This is a genomic window from Flavobacterium sp. UBA7680 (assembly GCF_002482975.1).
Taxonomy (GTDB): Bacteria; Bacteroidota; Bacteroidia; order Flavobacteriales; family Flavobacteriaceae; genus Flavobacterium.
This window is the reverse complement of the sequence record NZ_DLHA01000019.1, coordinates 260294-277652: the sequence shown is the minus strand read 5'-3', so window position 1 is coordinate 277652 and position 17359 is coordinate 260294. Positions and strand designations below refer to the sequence as shown.

Here is a 17359-nt window from a genome sequence, read left to right as displayed (position 1 = left end):
GTAAAAAAACACGAATATGTATTAACTGTCTTGTTTTTAGGTGTTTAAAAATATTGAAAAATTTAATTAACATTTTTTTTGCAAAAAGAACAGTTAAAATTTTTGATTTAAAATTTTTAATTTACTTTTGTTCTATCGAATTAGTAGAGTTTATTGTATTTGCTGATGTCACAAATATTTTAATCACAAATTAGCAGAAATTTTCTATAAGATGAAACCTAAAAGGTTGAACCAAAATACGATACAGGCCAATTAAAATAATAATAATCAAAAAAAAATAAAAATGAAAAAACGAATGCGTTGCAGATAAAAAAAAACCATCTCTGTTGCAGCAGAAATGGTGAAGCTTAAAGAAATTGTACATCTCTATAAGGAAGCGAGAATAGAATAAATCTGTTTTCGGCTAGCCTTATTTTTTAAACCAAAACAAAGTAATGAAAAAAAAATTAAATAGATATACATGGATATGTATTTTGTTGATTTCCATAGGGATTAAGGCTCAGGAAACGAAACCTTTAATCCAGTCAAAACTTGAAGGAACAGTAATAGATGCTGTTACAAAGGAGCCTGTTATTGGGGCTTCGGTAAATATTAAAGGTACTACACACGGTGTTTTGACCGATTTTGATGGGAAGTTTTTCTTCCAAACCGGACAAAAATTTCCTTATACTTTAGTAGTAAGTTTCCTTGGATATAAAAAAGCAGAAACTGTAGTTACTCAAAATGCAGTTGTAATTGGTCTTGAACAAGAACAAAATCAATTATCTGAAGTTGTAGTTACGGCTTTAGGTATTTCTAAAGAAAAGAAATCTTTAGGATATACTACACAATCCCTTAAAAATAAGGAAATTGTAGATACTAAAGAAACTAACTTTTTAAATAACCTTACAGGTAAACTGGCAGGTGTGCGTATCACCAATTCACAAGGAGATATGGGATCTTCACGTATTATTATTCGTGGAGAAACTTCTATTGCAGGAAATAACCAGCCATTATTTGTGGTAGATGGAGTTCCGGTAGATAACTCTCAATTAGGAAGTGTTGGTGGAGCAACCCGTGATTTTAAAAATGCAATTGCCGATTTAAATCCTCAGGATATTGAATCATTAACTGTGTTGAAAGGTCCTAATGCTGCGGCACTTTACGGATCGCGTGCGGCGCATGGTGTTGTACTTATCACAACAAAATCTGGTAAAAACCAAAAAGGTCTTGGTATTAGCTTTAGTACTGGTATAACAATTTCTCAGGTTACTACTTTACCTCGTTTTCAAAATTCATTTGGACAAGGTTCAAACGGAAGATTTAGCTTTGTAGATGGTAAAGGAGGCGGAATTAATGATGGTGTTGATGAAAGCTGGGGACCAAGACTAGACGGACGTCTTATTCCTCAATTTTATTCAAATGGAGAAGCAGTTCCTTTTGTAGCTCATCCTGATAACGTTAAGGATTTCTTTAATACAGGTGTTACTTATGACAACAGTGTTTCGGTTGCAAAATCAGATGAAAAATCAGATTTTCGTTTAGGAGTAAACAACCAAAAACAATTAGGAACAGTACCTAACAGTGAAGTAAACAAAACAAACGTTAGTATTAATTCTAATTACCAAATTTCTAAAGGTATAAAGGTAGGAGTAACGGGTAACTATATTGTTACAGATGCTCCGGCTTTACCAGGAGGTCCATCTGGTAACCGTGCTGCGGGTGTAATGCTTCAGTTTATCTGGTTCGGACGTCAGGTTGATATCAATCAGCTTCAAAATAACAGAAACGTAAACTGGAATAACAGTTACTACAGCAACCCTTACTGGAATGCATATTATAACACTACAAGCCAGCAGCGTAACCGTTTAATTGGAGATATCCATTTAGATGCAAAACTTGCAGAAGGACTTAATTTTAGATTCCGTACTGGAATTGACTACTATAACGATCGTAGAAAATACACGATTAAATATGGTACAAACGGAACTCCTTTTGGATCATATGCGGAAGATGCTTACACGGTAAGTGAACAAAATACAGAAGGTATTTTTACTTATACTAAAAAACTAGGTGACGACTTTACTATAGATGCTCTTGGAGGATTCAACGTTCGTACACACAGTGATGCAAACAACTATCAAAAAGCGCCACGTTTAGCTGTACCGGATTTATATACTTTAACGAATTCAAGAGATCCGTTGACCTCTTCAAATTCATATTCAAGATTGAAAGTATATAGTGCTTATGCATCGGCTCAGTTTGGATATAAAAACTATGCTTATTTAAACCTTACAGCTCGTAATGACTGGTCATCTACATTACCAAGCAGTAACCGTTCTTATTTTTATCCTTCTGTTAACGGAAGTTTAGTTTTATCTGAAGCTTTAAATTTAAAAAGCAATACGCTTGATTTCTTAAAAGTACGCGGAGGTTGGTCTGAAGTAGGTAACGATGCAGATCCGTATCAATTGTCTACAGTTTACAATTTCCAAACGGCATTTGACGGAAATCCAATTCAAACTTCTTCACAGAAAAAATTGAATGAGAACCTGAAACCGGAAACTACTCGTTCTACTGAACTTGGTTTAGAAGCTTCTTTCTGGAAAAACAGACTTCATTTTGATTTTGCTTATTATAACACCAATAGTTTTGATCAGATTTTGGAAATCAAAACAACAGCTTCAAGCGGTTATAATTCACAGTTAATCAATGCTGGAAAAATAAACAACCGTGGTATCGAGGTTCAATTAGATGGAAATCCAATTCAAACTGAAAATTTCAAATGGAATGTGGCTTTAAATTATTCTAAGAATAAAAGTGAAGTAAAGATTTTGGACTACGACAGACAAATTCAAAACTACACAATTGGTTCTTCTGGAGGTGTTGATGTATTAGCATCTGTTGGGCAGGCTTACGGAGCACTTTACGGTACTGCTTATTTACGTGACGCAAACGGAAATATTGTAGTTGGTGCAAACGGATTACCAAAAGCTGATCCGCAAAAGAGAGTATTAGGACACTATACTCCAGACTGGATTGGTGGTATTACCAATACAATAACGTATAAAAACCTTGAATTATCGTTCTTAGTTGATGCAAGTGTAGGAGGAGAGCTTTTCTCAGGAACTAACAGAACTGGTAATTATACAGGAGTATTAGCTCAAACGCTTCCGGGTCGTGGTGCTGAAAATGGTGGTTTAAATTACTATTTGGCAGGTACTACAAAAACCTTATTGCCAGCAGGTGCAAGTGCACCAGGTGGAGCTACGGTATACGATGATGGTATGATTTTTAACGGTGTATATGCTGATGGAACTCCAAACACTCAAGTACTTAGTGCACAGGAATATTACAAAGCATCATACAATATCAGCGAAGCATACATTTACAGCTCAACTTTTGTAAAACTAAGAGAAATAAAATTGACTTACAATGTTGATAAAAAACTGGCTAGAAAAATTGGATTTGATGGAGCAAGTATTACTGCTGCAGGTCGTAACTTGTTCTTTATTTACAAAGATGCCCCAAATATTGATCCTGAAACAGCTTTCAATACAGGAAATGCTCAAGGATTGGAAAGTTTAGCGCTGCCAACAACCAGAAATTTCAGCCTTAATTTAAATCTTAAATTTTAAAAACACGAAATCATGCTAAAAAGAATAGCTTATATAACTCTATTTGCATTGACACTGACCTCATGCAGTGATGATTTGGATGAGATAAACAAAAATCCAAATGCTACAGAAACTCCACTTGCGCCTTACTTATTAACGGGAACATTAAAACAAGGAGCTGACTTATATTGGGGATCAACAAATAACTTTGACTCATCATTATTATTTGTGCAGCATTGGGCTAAAATCCAATATACAGAACCAGACAGATTTGATGTATCTAATGCTTCTTTCACTACTTTGTGGAACACAGGTTATGCCACTTTAATTACAGATTTGAACACCATTTTGAATTTCCCGGCAGATCAGGCAAATTCAAATTACAAAGGAATTGCTTTGACTTTACGTTCATGGACATTTTTATTACTGACAGACGCTTACGGAAGTATTCCTTATAAAGAAGCAGGTCAAAAAGTAACTCCGGCATATGATACTCAAAAAGAGGTTTACACAGGATTACTAGCAGATTTAAAACAAGCACAGACTTTACTAAATACTGCAAATGGTACTGTAACCGGTGATTTAGTTTACAAAGGTGACATTACAAAATGGAAAAAACTGGTAAATTCACTTCGTTTGCGTATCGCTTTGAGAATTTCAGACAGAGAACCTGCTTTGGCAAAACAAGCTGCAATTGACGCAACAAGCGATGCTGCAGGAGTATTAAGCAGTAACAGCGATACTTTTAAGTTTACTTATATAAGTTCGCCTCAGCAAAATCCAGCGTCGGCTTGGTTTGAAACTCGTGATGATTACCGTATTTCAAAAACATTAGTTGATAAATTAAATGAATTAGCAGATCCGCGTTTGCCAGTTTATGCTCAATTACCATCTGATGCAACTGTAGGTAAATATGTTGGTGGTGCTAACGGATTATCAAACAGTGATGCTAACAGTCAAGGTTTTGCTAAAACATCAAAACCGGGAACTTACTTCCTGACTTCTTCATCTCCGGCTGTAATTGCTTCTTATTCTGAAACACTATTTAATCTTGCAGAAGCTGTAGCTCGCGGATATATCTCTGGAAATGCAGAACAACTTTATAATGATGCTATTACAGCATCGTTCAATCAGTTTGGTATTACAAATGCAGCGACTATTTCTACTTACCTTAATCAGGCAGTTGTAAAATATGATGCTTCAAATTATGCTAAATCGATTGGTACACAAAAATGGATTGCGTTCTACGGACAAGGTCTTGACGCTTTTACAGAGTGGAGAAGATTGGATTTCCCAGTATTAACGGCTGGTCCGGCTACAGTTTTAGACGGAAAAATTCCTTCTCGTTTCTTCTATCCCGGAACAGAACAATCGCTAAATGGTGCTAGTTACCAAGCTGCAATTGCTGTACAAGGAAAAGACTTATTGACGACTAAGCTTTGGTTTGACGTAAAATAAGCGGAACGAATTACGAAAAGTGATTCTTTAAAATAAATTTTTCAATAAAAATTGAAAAAAAGTAAAACGGTTGTAAAGAAAAACTTTACAACCGTTTTTTATTTTTTGTTGATGAGAAAAAAGCAGTAAAACCAGCAAAAAGGGGAGGTTTGGAAAAAAATAAGCTTGCTAAAACGTTACTTTTAAGAATTATTTTTCTGAAAAATTTTATGATAAGTATCATTATTTCAGATATTTATAATATATTTAACATTCGAAACATGGGAATTATATAAAATTTGTACATAATTTTGCAAAGTCAAAGATCAAAAGGAAGAATATAATTTTTGGCAACTCAAATCCCAAATTTGCTGTTAAACTAACTTTATTGCTATTTATGAGAATATTTTTTGTAGCACTTCTTCTTTCTTTAAGTTCCTTTACTACCTACAACGTAACGGATAAGAAAGACATTTTAAGCGAGATTGAACTAGTAAGGCTTAATGAGCATGTAAACGAAGTAAAATCTTTTACAGCTTCGAACCATGGCTACAGCAGGAAAATAGCTTTTCTTGTTGACATGAAAATCAAATCCGGAAAAAACCGTTTTTTTGTTTATGATCTTGAAAATGAAAAGATCATTGATCAGGGGCTTGTTGCGCACGGTTCTGGTTCAGAAACCGGAATTAAAGGCGATATACTGCAATTTAGTAATATGCCAAATTCTAACTGTAGTTCACTTGGACGATATTCTATAGAGAAGTCTTATAAAGGTGTTTTTGGAAAAGCTTTCAGACTTGCCGGTTTAGATGAAACTAACAGTAACGCCCTAAAAAGAGCTATTGTACTGCACTGCTACAAAGAAGTTCCAGATGAAGAAAAAGAATATTACATCATTAACAGCCACGGCTGCCCAATGGTAAGCGAAGTTTTCTTTAAAAGACTTGAAAAAATAATAGACAGTTCTGATTCTAAAATCATGCTTTCTGTTTATTATTAATTGAAAAAATAAAATCATTTAGCTGCAAAGCGTTATGATATAAAAAAAGAGCTTTAAAAGCTCTTTTTTTTGTTTCTATATCTTACTGGAAATTAAAGTGCAGGAGCCGCAGGAAAATCAATTGGAATTTCTGTTAAAGCATAAACGTAGTTAGTAAATGTGCGTACAGTTATAATACCAATTAGATCTATAAGAGCAGCTTCAGTATAACCTGCATCAAAAAAAGCTTCTTTTAAAGAAGGATTGGCAGCACCTTTATTTTCTGCAATTGATTTGGCAAGATTTAATGCAGTTTGAAATTTACTATTGGCAGAAATCCCTTTTCTCAATTCTATAATTTCATCGCTTTTAATTCCTTTAAGGCCGGCAAGCATCGTATGGGCTGCAAGACAGTAATCACAATTATTAATTTGAGAAACCAGAAGATTGATACCTTCACGTTCTTTAGCCGTAAAAGCGGTATGGGCAAAAGCTTCATCAAATTCTAATATTCCTTTAAGAGCATTTGCAGAATATCCTATTGTAGCATACAAGTTGGGAACTTTACCCATTTTTGCTGTAATAGCATCAAATATTTGTTGAGATTGTTCACTTACTTGGTCTTTTGATGGTACATTAATTGTTTTCATGATGTAATATTGTTTTAAAATTTATAGATATATTGATTGGATATGACAAAGTCATGATCGTTAGAATTGTATAATTAAAGTTTTGGATGATTGTTGTTATTATTCTTTAAGTAAAATTGTGCTGTTTGGCTTAAGGTTATTAAAGCCCCACCCAGAATTACTATATCTTTAAGAACAAGCCTTCCGCGGCCGGATAGAAAAGGAAAACCATAATCAGAATCGCCAAGATTGGGAACCCAGCTTTCGGGCGTTGTTATCAAAAAAGAAAGTGTTCCTAAAGACATAATAACAACCAGAATACTTCCTGCCATACTCCATAAAGGCACAACTTTATAAAGTGCTAAAAGAATACCAAGAGCAATTAAAAATGCACCTAAACCTTCTGAAAATCCGTAAGTATTGTTTTGAACATGCCATTCGTAGTTGGCTGTGATTAATTCACCTTCTTTATTTTGGTGAGTTTTATACTCACTTGGAGTATTGTAAAAAAAGCTCATAAACGGACTATTGGCGACAAAAGGCACAATACCGTCTGCTTCATAAGTGAAGAATTTTAGCGTCCCTATCCATATAAAGACTATTACAATACCAAAACGGATTATAGTTTTGGCTAAATTTTCTAATTGTGCAAACTGCTGAATGATTGAATGTTTCATGATGTAATTTGTTTTTGTTGAGACAAAGTTACATCTGGCATGGAAGCCGAAACATGGATAAAAAAGGATATTACCTGTACAAATCTGCTACGATAGAAATGCCTGTTTTATCCCTGAAAGATTGCGGAGATTCATTGGTGAATTTTTTAAAGACACGGCTAAAATAAAATTCATCTTTAAAATTGAGTGCAAAAGCAATTTCTTTAATACTCTTTCGGGTTAAGTGCAATTGCTTTTTTGCTTCCAGCATTATTCTTTCGGTAATAAGCTGCGAAGGTGTTTTTTTAAAGTATTTTGTGCAGCGTTTAGTGAGGTTATTGTTTGACATTCTCAAAAGATCTGCATAATCAGATGGTTTGTGAAGTGTCAGGAAATTAGTGTCCAATAAATTCTTGAAACGTTCCATTTCATCATCCCGAACCTGAGAATCAGTATTTTTCTCCAGTTCACGAGTTTTTATCTGACTTGATTTTGCTAAAAAAAGCTGTAGTAATGATTTTAAAACAATATCAGAAGGAGCAGGGTTAGAGAGTTCCTCTGTAATTTGATCTTTGAGATTATCAAATACAGCCTGATCGATAAGTTCTAATTTAAGGGAAGGTTCAATGTATACATTATTAAAAAGCAAACCATTGCAGGCCACTTCTTCACGATGATATTCAATGCAGTAAAAATCGCCGTGAAATTGTAATATATCATATTCAATTGTATTAATCTCTTTAATGTAAATCAATTGCAGCGGAGTGGCAAAAAGCATCATCGGCCCCTTAAACGGAAATGTTCCAAAATCGGAATAAAAGATTCCTTCGCCTTCTTTTATAATAATGATAGTATATTCACTAAACTGTACAGGTGTGCTTAAAATGTTTTGCTGTACTTTTTGAAGACTTATTAAATTGGTACCTGACTGCGATTTTAATTGTGTCATAAAAATGTCTATTGTTTTTTCTGAAAAACAGATAAAACAAAACGCTATGTTACAGATTCGATTTATTTTTAGAACAATACTAAGGTTCTTTACAAAAAAGTACCAAATCTCTCAAAATGACAAGTATAGCCATTAGGATTTTTTACTAAATAATCCTGATGGTATTCTTCTGCAGGCCAAAATTTTGTAAAAGGTTCAAGCGTGGTAACCACTTTTCCCTGCCATCTTCCTGAATCTTCAACTACTTTAATGATTTCTTTCGCAGTTTCTTCTTCCTCTTTGTCCTGAACAAATATAGCAGATCTGTAACTTTCTCCAATGTCATTTCCCTGTCTATTCATAGTTCTGGGATCATGCACTCTGTAAAAATAATCTAAAAGTTCACTATATGATGTTTCAGCCGGATCGTATACAATTTCCAGACCTTCTGCATGTCCGGGATGATTAGCGTATGTTGGATTGTCGTTAATTCCTCCTAAATAGCCAACCTGAGTATCTTTAATGCCGGGACGTACTCGAAATAAATCTTCCATACCCCAAAAACATCCTCCTGCGATATAGGCTTTTTTAAAATTTTCCATATTTATATATTAAATCAAGATATTATTAATGTATTCACTTATTTATCTTTTTAAAGAAAGCTAAAGATAAAACAGTAAATGCAGATAAAGTTAATAAATATTAATACTAAAATCGGAAATCAAAAAGCTAAAAAAGTATTTGTTATATTGGATTAAGAAGCCCCTCGATTAAAACCTATCGTATCTCTGTAAATTTGAGGAGAGATATCGGTTTTACCTTTAAAAACCCTGCTGAAATAATATTCATCGTCGTAACCAAGTTCGTAAGCAATCTCTTTAACGGTTTTGTTGGTGAGATATAATTCCCTTTTTGCTTCAACGATAATTCGTTCCGTAATTAAATCGGAGAGCGTCATGTTAAAATGATTTTTTGCAGTACGCGCAAGAACAGTTGGCGTTACATGCAGCATATCTGCGTAATCGCTTGCAGAATGTTTGGTTCTAAAATTATCTTCAATCGCGTTTCTCAAGTTCTGAATAATGAGCGTTTGTTTTTCATTGCCATTAACATTTTCAATAGATTGCTGTTCGAGTTTTATTCGCGTTGCCAGCACTAAAAATATTTTCAAATAAGAAACCAAAACTTCGTCTTTTCTCAAAGCATCAACTTTCAGTTCATTGACAATTTCTTTTACGATATTCATCAATGTTTGTTTATTATTTTGATCCAGAAGAATAAATGGCTGCTGATAAATATTGTTGAATAAAATTCCGTTAGCCGCAATCTCTTTATGATGCCTGTAAATACAGAAAAAATCATGATGAAACTGAATGGAAATACCAGTTAGTGTTCCTTCAGAAGCCAGCATAAAAGGCTGATAAGGGTAAAATGCAAATAATGTATTTTCTTGAAAAGCATATTCGCAAAGATCAACTTTCGCTAATCCTTCTCCAGATGTAATAATTATGATTGTAAAATAATTATTTCGCTGAATATGATCAAAATAACTGCTGTTATCAAATTCAAATACCTTGAATGATAGATTTCCATTTTGCTGGTTAACAAGCGTATATACAGACTGTGAAAGCATAATATTTTATTTTTTGCTTAATAATTCTAAAAATTGAGCATTAAGTGTATTACATTCTTCAATACAAACATCTCCTGTAACTTTTGGTTTATTTCCCCATTTTGGAATATCTTCAGTAGAAAGTATACTAAATTGAGAAGTTAGTCCACCAATGTAAGGAACTGCTGTACCGTATACAATTTCACCAATTTTGTGATGGCGAATCATATAGGAACACATAATACAAGGTTCGTGAGTCGTGTACATTGATGCTTGTTGGAGTTTATCTGAATAACCATTTTTTATAGCTGATCTGATTGCCATTATTTCTGCATGATTGGTAATATCTCCAGTTGATTTTCCAGATTCAATTCCAGTACCAATTATTTCTCCATCTAATACAACAACAGCACCAACTGGCGGATTTCCTTCTGCTAAAGCAGTTTTAGCAAGATCTAAACATTGATGCATATAATATTGAAAATCCTCTTGCATAATTTTATAACTTAAATTTTTGATTTTATAGATGTATTTCCAGCAATGCTAAATTACTTAAAAGCAAGCATTGTTTGATAACGTTTTGTATTTGTAAAAAATTAAAACTGCCCTCTATCAAAATAAGAGGGCAGTTTATAAGATATTTTAGAAAATCAAAAGATCGTAACCTTCGTTTCTAAGGTTAAGGAAACTTGGCAGACCAGGAGTTCCAGGTACTTCATTGTCGTTTAATAGATCATAGCCAGATATTTCGGTACCAAATACCGCAACACAACCTTTAGAAAGGCCATGAACATGATCTTTTACTTCTTTATAAAGTCCATAAACCGGATGATCTTCTTTTTCAAGTTGTTCAGGCCATCTTATACCTGCACCCTGAAAAATAATTTTTACATCTTCATTTGCATGTTTGAATTCATATGCTGATGCTAAAGCATTGAATACACGTCCTAGAGCTTCTTCTGAACCAGCTTTGGGATCAGATAGAATAATAATTGCTGTTTTTTTCATTTTGAATAAATTTTATTAACAAGGCAAAGATCTGACGACAATGCCCGCTAAAGAATGGAGAAAATTTACTTTATGATGGAGAATTTTTTCCCCTGTAAATTCTTTAAAAGTTCAGGTTTAAAACGTCCATTATAAAGTAAAAATCATCCATTTTTCTCCATTGATTATCTCGGCAACTTTGCATCGATAATAACTCACATAAGTAGAACTTTAAAAAATAAACAATATGTCTGTTTCTGATTTATTTAAACCCCTTACGTTGCTGCATGGTCCGGCAATGAGAAACCGTTTCATGCTTGCACCATTAACAAGTCAGCAAAGTGAATTTGATGGCACAGCATCTGAATTTGATCAATATTGGATGGAACAATTGGCACAAAGCGGTTACGGATTAATCCAAACCAGTGCTTCAACAGTAGAAGCGGGAGGCATCGCATTTGAAAGGCAATTAGGTATTCACAGCGATCACCATTTACCTGGATTGACCAAAATGGCGTCGGCTATTCGAGATGGCGGTGCGTTGTCTGCCGTACAGCTGCATCATGCAGGACATCGTGCCAAACCTTCAATAGGAGGAATCCCAGCTCCAGCTTCAGGAAAAACAGTAGAAGGAATAAAAGCCATTACAACTGAGGAAGTTGAACGAATTCGTGACAGTTTCATCGCTGCAGCAAAAAGAGCACAATTGGCAGGATTTGACGGAATCTCGGTTCACGGTGCTTTCGGCTGGATTCTTTCAGAATTCATGTCTCCAAATTTGAACGATAGAACGGATAAATATGGTGGAAGTCTGGAAAATAGAGCTCGTTTTACTATTGAAGTTATTGAAGGAATTCGAAAAGCCTGCGGCCCAGATTTCCAAATTGGATGGCGATTATCTATTGAACGTTACGGATTGCTTTTGGAAGAATTAAGAGAAGTGACAGCCGATATTTTTGATCGTGAATTAATCGATTATTTAGATTTAGCGTTGTGGGATTCGGCACAAATCGTTCGTGAAGGAACTTTTAAAGGAAAAACCATGTTGAGTGTTTTTACAGAACTTCCGCGAAAAGGTGTTCGTTTAGGCGCTGCAGGAAAAATTATGAGTGCGCAGCGTGCGGGAGAACTTCTTGATGAAGGCTGCGATTTTGTATTGATTGCACGTGCTGCAATTTTGCAGCGTGATTTTCCGCTTCAGGTAAAAGCAAATCCAATGTATGATAGTCCGCAGCTGCCTGTAATGGCCGATTATTTGCGACAAGGAGGATTGAGCGAACGTTTTATTGAAACGATGCGTGGATGGCAGACTTTTGTAAAGGCAGGTTCTTTGTAAAAGCTAAAAATATAAAGAAGCTATATCTTTGATGAAAGATTTAGCCTCTTTATTATAATGACTTTATTCTAAAAAACTTATTTTGCTTTTTGTTTTGGATAGCTAATCCTATCATTTATTGTATAAGATAAAAAAAGTATAGTGAATCAGCTAATTTTCAACGATTCAATATATCCTCCATCAAACTTAAAATTATAAGTAAGAACCAAAGGACTTCCCGGAAAAGTTCCGGAAACTTCTGCTTTTAAGCTGCCCTTTTCAGCATCACCTTCAAAACTTAGAGGTTTCATTTTTGCATTATATTCCTTGTTAGCTTTTTCTATCCAGCTTTTTATTTCTGTTTTACCTGTATGGTTTTTGCCTTCATCAAATGCAATTGCAGTTTCTGAAAAGCAATTGGCATAAGCCGTGCTGTCAAAATTGTTCTGGGCGTTTACTAAGTCTTTTATTACTTCTGGTAAGTTCATAATGTATCTGTTTTATTGTTCATAATTCTTTTTAGAAATTAAATTGTTGGAACTGTTCCTCCATCGATAACAAATTCAGTTCCTGTTAAATAATTGGCTCTTGGTGAAACAAGAAAGCCAACTAATTCAGCTACTTCTTCCGGTTCGGCAGGTCTGCCGTATGGTATTCCTCCAAGTGCATCTATAACACCTTGTTGAGCTTGTTCTACAGTAATATTTGAGTTTCTTGCAATCTCACCCAGCCACGCTGTCGATGCAGATGTATTTATCCATCCCGGTGAAACAGTCAGCACGCGTACACCTTTTGGAGTAACTTCATTTGATAAACTTTTACTGTAATTGATCAATCCGGCTTTTGCTGCGGCATATGGTAAAGTAGAATCATAAAGAGGTAGTTTACCCTGAATAGAAGCGATATGAATAATAACGCCACTTTTTTGATCTATCATCTGCGGTAAAAATCCTCTGTCTAATCTGATGGGAGCCAGCAAATTTGCTTGCAGGGTTGATTCCCAGTCTTCATCACTTAATACGCTGTAACCTCCAGCGGGTGTTGAAGAAGATCCAAGGTTGTTCACAAGAATGTCCAGTCTCCCGTAATCCGACAGCACTGCGTTAATTACTTTTTGTGTTCCTTCTGCCTTACTTAAATCTGCTGCAATGAAATGTAAATCTTCATCGGGTATTTCGGCTTGATTTCTGGCGCTGATAATTACTTTGGCACCTGCATTTTTTAAACGTTCGGCAATGGCTTTTCCAGCTCCTTTTGTTCCTCCTGTTACCAGTGCAATTTTGCCTGATAGTTCATTCTGATAATCAAATTGTTGTTTCATAGTGATTTCTTTTGTACAAATTTCAGAACTATGTAACTTTCTCACAAGTACGGAATTACGATTCAGATAGGGATAAATTTTTCCCCTATTGTACAAATCAGAACATAGGTTTACTTTTGTAATATGTATGAAAGAAAAACAATCCCGAATTTAAACTGCGGACTCGACCTGATTGGTGAAGTGTTGTATGGCAAATGGAAAATACGTTTGCTTTGGTTTATTAATGAAGGCCATAAAAGACCAAGCGAATTGCAGCGTAAAATACCAGATGCTTCACGCAGGGTTTTGAATATTCAGTTGAATGAATTGGAAGAACACGAACTTGTTGTCAGGAAAATATATCCTGTAGTTCCGCCAAAAGTAGAATACAGCCTCACCGAATTTGGGAAAACGTTGATTCCTGTAATTGGCGCTTTAGGAGGCTGGGGAGATGAAAATCAGGAACGGTTAAGGAAGTTAATTATTAAAAAATTCTCTAATCTAACCGATCCCGAAGAAGAATAAGATATAAACGGACTCTATTTTAAGGAGTTTCTGCCATACGTTTAGATAGTATTAAAGCTATTCTTTTGTTTTCATCATTAGAAGAAACTTTTTTTAACGGATGTCCGGCATACAATTCATATTTGGGAGCAGCATTTCCGGTAAATTGTACTTTTTCTACACTAATAATCTGATCGGGAATATTGGCGCCATACCATAGTGAATCTGCTTTTTGTTTCCAGTTAACTTCATATAAAACAGCTCCATTAGGATAAGAACTGTCTGCTTTTGTTTTTGCGTGCTGAAAAGCAATTTTATTTCCGTATAAAGTAGACATAGCGGCTTTATTCGGATTAATGGAAAATGTAATAGGGGATAATAACAATGGATTTTCAGGCAGCGCATCTAAAGTTGATACAGAAGCTTTTTCATTAAGATTATCTTTATTATTTCCGTTACAGCCGGAAAGTAAAATAATAAGCGTGATTATGATAGAATGAAGTGGTTTCATATTTATTTGGTTTTATTGTAAATATTAAATTTATTGACATCAAGATGCAGCGGAGTCGTAAAAACGTAATCATTGTTTTTGACTGGATTATGACATGAAATGCATTCCTGATCAAAATTGGCATTATCGCCGTACGGTTTTAAATCATTTCCTTTCCATCTTGCCCATCCCCAACCTTTTGTAGCTGCATATTTTTTTGCATCTTTTATCATAAATTCAACCTGAATAAATGCTCCGGCAGATATAGTTCCATCGGCTTCTGTTTTTTGTTTCCAGGCTGTTTTGGCAAAAATAGCACCATCGGGCCAAGGATTAGTTTGATGTTCTGCAATAGCTTTTACGGCGATTTCGTTTCCATAAATAATACGCATACTACCGTTGTCAAAACGATCTGATGTGCTGACAGCTTTCCAGTTTCTAAAATCGGGTATGTATGAAATATTATTTAGTGTTGGTTTAACTTTAGAGTAATCTGTTATTTTTTTATTCGGAAGTACTTTTTCAACATCTTTTGGAGCAGCAACAGGCAGTATTTCCTGATTTGGTTTTCGGACTGCTATTGTTGCTAAATAATTTTTTAAAACAGAGATAGAGCGATCATCTAATTTGGCAGAAGGATGAAGGGCTGTATAACTTTTAAGCGGCATTTCGCCCGACAGTATTTTATTGAAAGCATAAAAAAGTGTAGCACTTTGCTTTGGCTTTTCTAATTTATCCCAATCAGAAAAATTCAACGCTTTTCGACCATCCGTAATATGAGAAGCGACTATAAAATTGGCAGGCGTTATTTTGTCAAACCACGCAAGATTTACGGTGTTAGAGTGGCAGTCAAAACAAGAGTTTCTTAAAATAGTATTTACCTCTGCAGGAACGTTAGTTAAATCCTTTGTTGGTGTACTATATTCAATTTCTTCAGGTTTCCAAAATTGTAAAGCAATAAATGCAACCAGTAAAATTGCGAAGATTTTAAGTCCTTTTTTCATTTGTTTTATTTTTTAGATGAAATAAATAATCAATTCAAAATTAGGCCTAATCCCAGTGTTTAAAAGATTTAATTGGCTCAAAGGGTTTTTTTTGACCTTGAAGCCGAAATAGTGTAAGCTAAATAAATTGCTTATTTTAGCCTAAACAAAATTTTCTAAACGGATTTCATTTTAAGGACTATAAATTTACATGAAAAAAGCACGCCTTTATACTTTGACACTTACAGGCATTAGTATTGTTGTTCTAATTATTAGTTTGATTTCTTCCAGTTATCTTTATTTGTCTGCCAAAGAAAAGTTGTGCAATAGTAAATTAGAATCGGGCGAGAGGGAAGTTCGGGAAATTTCCCGTTTATTGGAACAACAGCTTCGCAGCGGATTATCTAAAGATCAGATAATTCATAATCTCCAAATAAGTATTGAAAATACAGATATAAAAAGTGATTTTATCTGTATGTACAATCAAAAAGGAATTGAATTATGCCATCCTAATCCGGCGTTAATTGGGTTAAAAATTCAGGAAAATAATTCTCAGGTTAATGGAATAGGCAATCAAGAGTTTAAACCTTTAAGTACCGTTTTAGAACAGGGAGAAAAAGTAGGAGGGATGCGAACATTTCCTAATGATCCCAAAAGAAAATCGGAAATAATCAATATAAATCCCGTTGCAGGAACAGACTGGATGGTCGCTTCGCATGCTAACTTAGCTGTTTTAGAAGAAGAATTATCAGATTTGTATCTGCAGTTTGTTGTGAGTTTGTTTTTAAGTACAGTTTTCATAAGTGTTTGCTGTTACTTAATGATACGACTTATTTATCGAAAATATGAACGAGTTTTTGATCTTGAAAAAGAAGATTTGAATTACAGGGTAAATGAGCTGCAGATATTGAATTTACAGTTGAATTCAAATCAGCAGAAATTACAAAATCTCGCAGATAATACGATTCAAAATGATACATCAAAAGAGTCAGAAACTCCAAAGAAAAGAATACTTACTTATCATAAAGATGAATTGATAAAACTTGATATAGAAGAGATTGCCTATATTTTACTGGACACCGGAATTACGTATATCTATACTTTTGACAATCGTCAATATAACAGCAATAACAGCCTCGATGAGGTGATGAAATGGCTTGATCCAACTATTTTTTACAGAGCAAACCGACAGTTTATAATTAATATCAATTCTATCAGCAGTATATTGCTTTATGGAAAAAACCAGTTGAAACTAATTATAAAACCCGATCCAAAAATCGATATTATTATCAGTAAAAATAAAGTAGCAGAATTTAAAAACTGGCTTGATCAGTAAAAAAAGCTAAATTTTATGGCTTTTTATTTTCTCTTTTCTTTTTAAAATAGCTTTTATCAGCAATGTAAATTGTTTTGCGAACTTCACAGTATGTGATCGATTTATCTTTGTTTGTAAGCAATGTCGTTTTTACAATTTCTAATTCATTTTGCTGACTAATTTTGTTTTTTATTTCGTCAACTTCTTCTAAAGTAAAAATAAAATCAGCGTATAAATTCTCTTTTGCAGGTCTCTTAAAATAGATTTCGGCTGCTTTATCCCAAACTACAAAATTTTCATCTAAAAGATTGATCAATTGTACCATCGGAATTGGATCTACAGCAGCAAACATACTTCCTCCAAAAATAGAGTTTACATAATTTTTGTTTTTATAACTGATAGGAAGCTTTATTTGAATTTGCAATAAATCCTGCGATACATTTACAACTCTGGCAGTACTTCTTCGGTACATTGGAGACAGATTAAATCCGTACTTAAAAAGCTTTGGTTTCCCAATATATTTCGAACCTACTGCTGCTATTTTTTGATATACTGACATTTAAATTTGATTTAGGAGCTTAATAATCCTCACAAATTACAAAAAATTGACCTTCAACTATTAAAATTT

At 34.2% G+C, this 17359-nt stretch carries 18 protein-coding genes; 6 read left to right on the top strand and 12 right to left on the bottom strand.

Annotated features, from left to right (window positions below; all coding sequences use genetic code 11):
* Positions 1-434 precede the first annotated feature (434 nt).
* The 3 genes from B3C18_RS06155 to B3C18_RS06145 all read left to right on the top strand — a co-directional run bounded on the left by B3C18_RS06155 (position 435) and on the right by B3C18_RS06145 (position 6033).
* On the top strand, positions 435-3617 hold the full coding sequence (locus B3C18_RS06155) for a SusC/RagA family TonB-linked outer membrane protein (protein ID WP_291143998.1): 3183 nt from the start codon (positions 435-437) through the stop codon (positions 3615-3617).
* A gap of 12 nt (positions 3618-3629) precedes the next feature.
* Positions 3630-5054 carry a SusD/RagB family nutrient-binding outer membrane lipoprotein gene (locus tag B3C18_RS06150; RefSeq protein WP_291143996.1) on the top strand — a complete coding sequence of 475 codons (1425 nt, stop codon included), beginning with the start codon at positions 3630-3632 and terminating at the stop codon, positions 5052-5054.
* Between the two features lie 376 nt (positions 5055-5430).
* On the top strand, positions 5431-6033 hold the full coding sequence (locus B3C18_RS06145) for a murein L,D-transpeptidase catalytic domain-containing protein (RefSeq protein ID WP_291143992.1): 603 nt from the start codon (positions 5431-5433) through the stop codon (positions 6031-6033).
* A gap of 92 nt (positions 6034-6125) precedes the next feature.
* Here the strand turns inward: B3C18_RS06145 and B3C18_RS06140 are convergent, their stop codons facing one another.
* The 7 genes from B3C18_RS06140 to B3C18_RS06110 all read right to left on the bottom strand — a co-directional run bounded on the left by B3C18_RS06140 (position 6126) and on the right by B3C18_RS06110 (position 10845).
* Complete coding sequence (locus tag B3C18_RS06140) at positions 6126-6662, bottom strand: carboxymuconolactone decarboxylase family protein (RefSeq protein ID WP_291143989.1); 537 nt, start codon at positions 6660-6662, stop codon at positions 6126-6128.
* 74 nt (positions 6663-6736) lie between these two features.
* Positions 6737-7318: a DUF417 family protein gene (locus B3C18_RS06135; RefSeq protein ID WP_291143986.1), complete on the bottom strand. Its 582-nt coding sequence runs from the start codon at positions 7316-7318 to the stop codon at positions 6737-6739.
* Between the two features lie 70 nt (positions 7319-7388).
* A complete protein-coding gene (locus B3C18_RS06130) occupies positions 7389-8246 on the bottom strand; it encodes a helix-turn-helix domain-containing protein (RefSeq protein ID WP_291143983.1) in 858 nt (285 codons plus the stop codon).
* An 89-nt stretch (positions 8247-8335) separates the two neighbouring features.
* The gene (gene msrA, locus B3C18_RS06125) at positions 8336-8827 is read right to left on the bottom strand and encodes a peptide-methionine (S)-S-oxide reductase MsrA (protein ID WP_291143980.1); all 492 of its coding nucleotides are present in this window, start codon (positions 8825-8827) and stop codon (positions 8336-8338) included.
* A gap of 152 nt (positions 8828-8979) precedes the next feature.
* A complete protein-coding gene (locus B3C18_RS06120) occupies positions 8980-9858 on the bottom strand; it encodes a helix-turn-helix domain-containing protein (protein WP_291143977.1) in 879 nt (292 codons plus the stop codon).
* Positions 9859-9864: 6 nt separating this feature from the next.
* On the bottom strand, positions 9865-10332 hold the full coding sequence (locus B3C18_RS06115) for a nucleoside deaminase (protein WP_291143974.1): 468 nt from the start codon (positions 10330-10332) through the stop codon (positions 9865-9867).
* A 147-nt stretch (positions 10333-10479) separates the two neighbouring features.
* A complete protein-coding gene (locus B3C18_RS06110; protein WP_053470424.1) occupies positions 10480-10845 on the bottom strand; it encodes a DsrE family protein in 366 nt (121 codons plus the stop codon).
* A 226-nt stretch (positions 10846-11071) separates the two neighbouring features.
* On the opposite strand from B3C18_RS06110, the gene B3C18_RS06105 reads away from it, so the two are divergent.
* Positions 11072-12160 (top strand): NADH:flavin oxidoreductase, encoded by a 1089-nt coding sequence (locus B3C18_RS06105; RefSeq protein ID WP_291143971.1) that lies wholly within the window; start codon positions 11072-11074, stop codon positions 12158-12160.
* Positions 12161-12306: 146 nt separating this feature from the next.
* Here B3C18_RS06105 and B3C18_RS06100 read toward each other — a convergent pair whose 3' ends face one another.
* A complete protein-coding gene (locus B3C18_RS06100) occupies positions 12307-12627 on the bottom strand; it encodes a nuclear transport factor 2 family protein (RefSeq protein ID WP_291143968.1) in 321 nt (106 codons plus the stop codon).
* 38 nt (positions 12628-12665) lie between these two features.
* Positions 12666-13460 carry an SDR family oxidoreductase gene (locus tag B3C18_RS06095; RefSeq protein ID WP_291143965.1) on the bottom strand — a complete coding sequence of 265 codons (795 nt, stop codon included), beginning with the start codon at positions 13458-13460 and terminating at the stop codon, positions 12666-12668.
* A 123-nt stretch (positions 13461-13583) separates the two neighbouring features.
* On the opposite strand from B3C18_RS06095, the gene B3C18_RS06090 reads away from it, so the two are divergent.
* Entirely contained in the window at positions 13584-13964 is a 381-nt protein-coding gene (locus B3C18_RS06090) for a winged helix-turn-helix transcriptional regulator (protein WP_291143962.1), read from the top strand.
* Between the two features lie 19 nt (positions 13965-13983).
* On the opposite strand, the gene B3C18_RS06085 is transcribed toward B3C18_RS06090, so the two are convergent.
* Positions 13984-14454 carry a hypothetical protein gene (locus B3C18_RS06085; RefSeq protein ID WP_291143959.1) on the bottom strand — a complete coding sequence of 157 codons (471 nt, stop codon included), beginning with the start codon at positions 14452-14454 and terminating at the stop codon, positions 13984-13986.
* 2 nt (positions 14455-14456) lie between these two features.
* On the bottom strand, positions 14457-15437 hold the full coding sequence (locus B3C18_RS06080; RefSeq protein ID WP_291143955.1) for a cytochrome P460 family protein: 981 nt from the start codon (positions 15435-15437) through the stop codon (positions 14457-14459).
* Positions 15438-15627: 190 nt separating this feature from the next.
* Here B3C18_RS06080 and B3C18_RS06075 point away from each other — a divergent pair, with 190 nt between their 5' ends.
* Complete coding sequence (locus tag B3C18_RS06075) at positions 15628-16752, top strand: LytTR family transcriptional regulator DNA-binding domain-containing protein (RefSeq protein WP_291143952.1); 1125 nt, start codon at positions 15628-15630, stop codon at positions 16750-16752.
* 13 nt (positions 16753-16765) lie between these two features.
* Here the strand turns inward: B3C18_RS06075 and B3C18_RS06070 are convergent, their stop codons facing one another.
* Positions 16766-17290, bottom strand: a complete 525-nt coding sequence (locus tag B3C18_RS06070; protein WP_291143949.1) for a DUF4442 domain-containing protein — start codon at positions 17288-17290, stop codon at positions 16766-16768.
* Between the last annotated feature and the right edge of the window lie 69 nt (positions 17291-17359).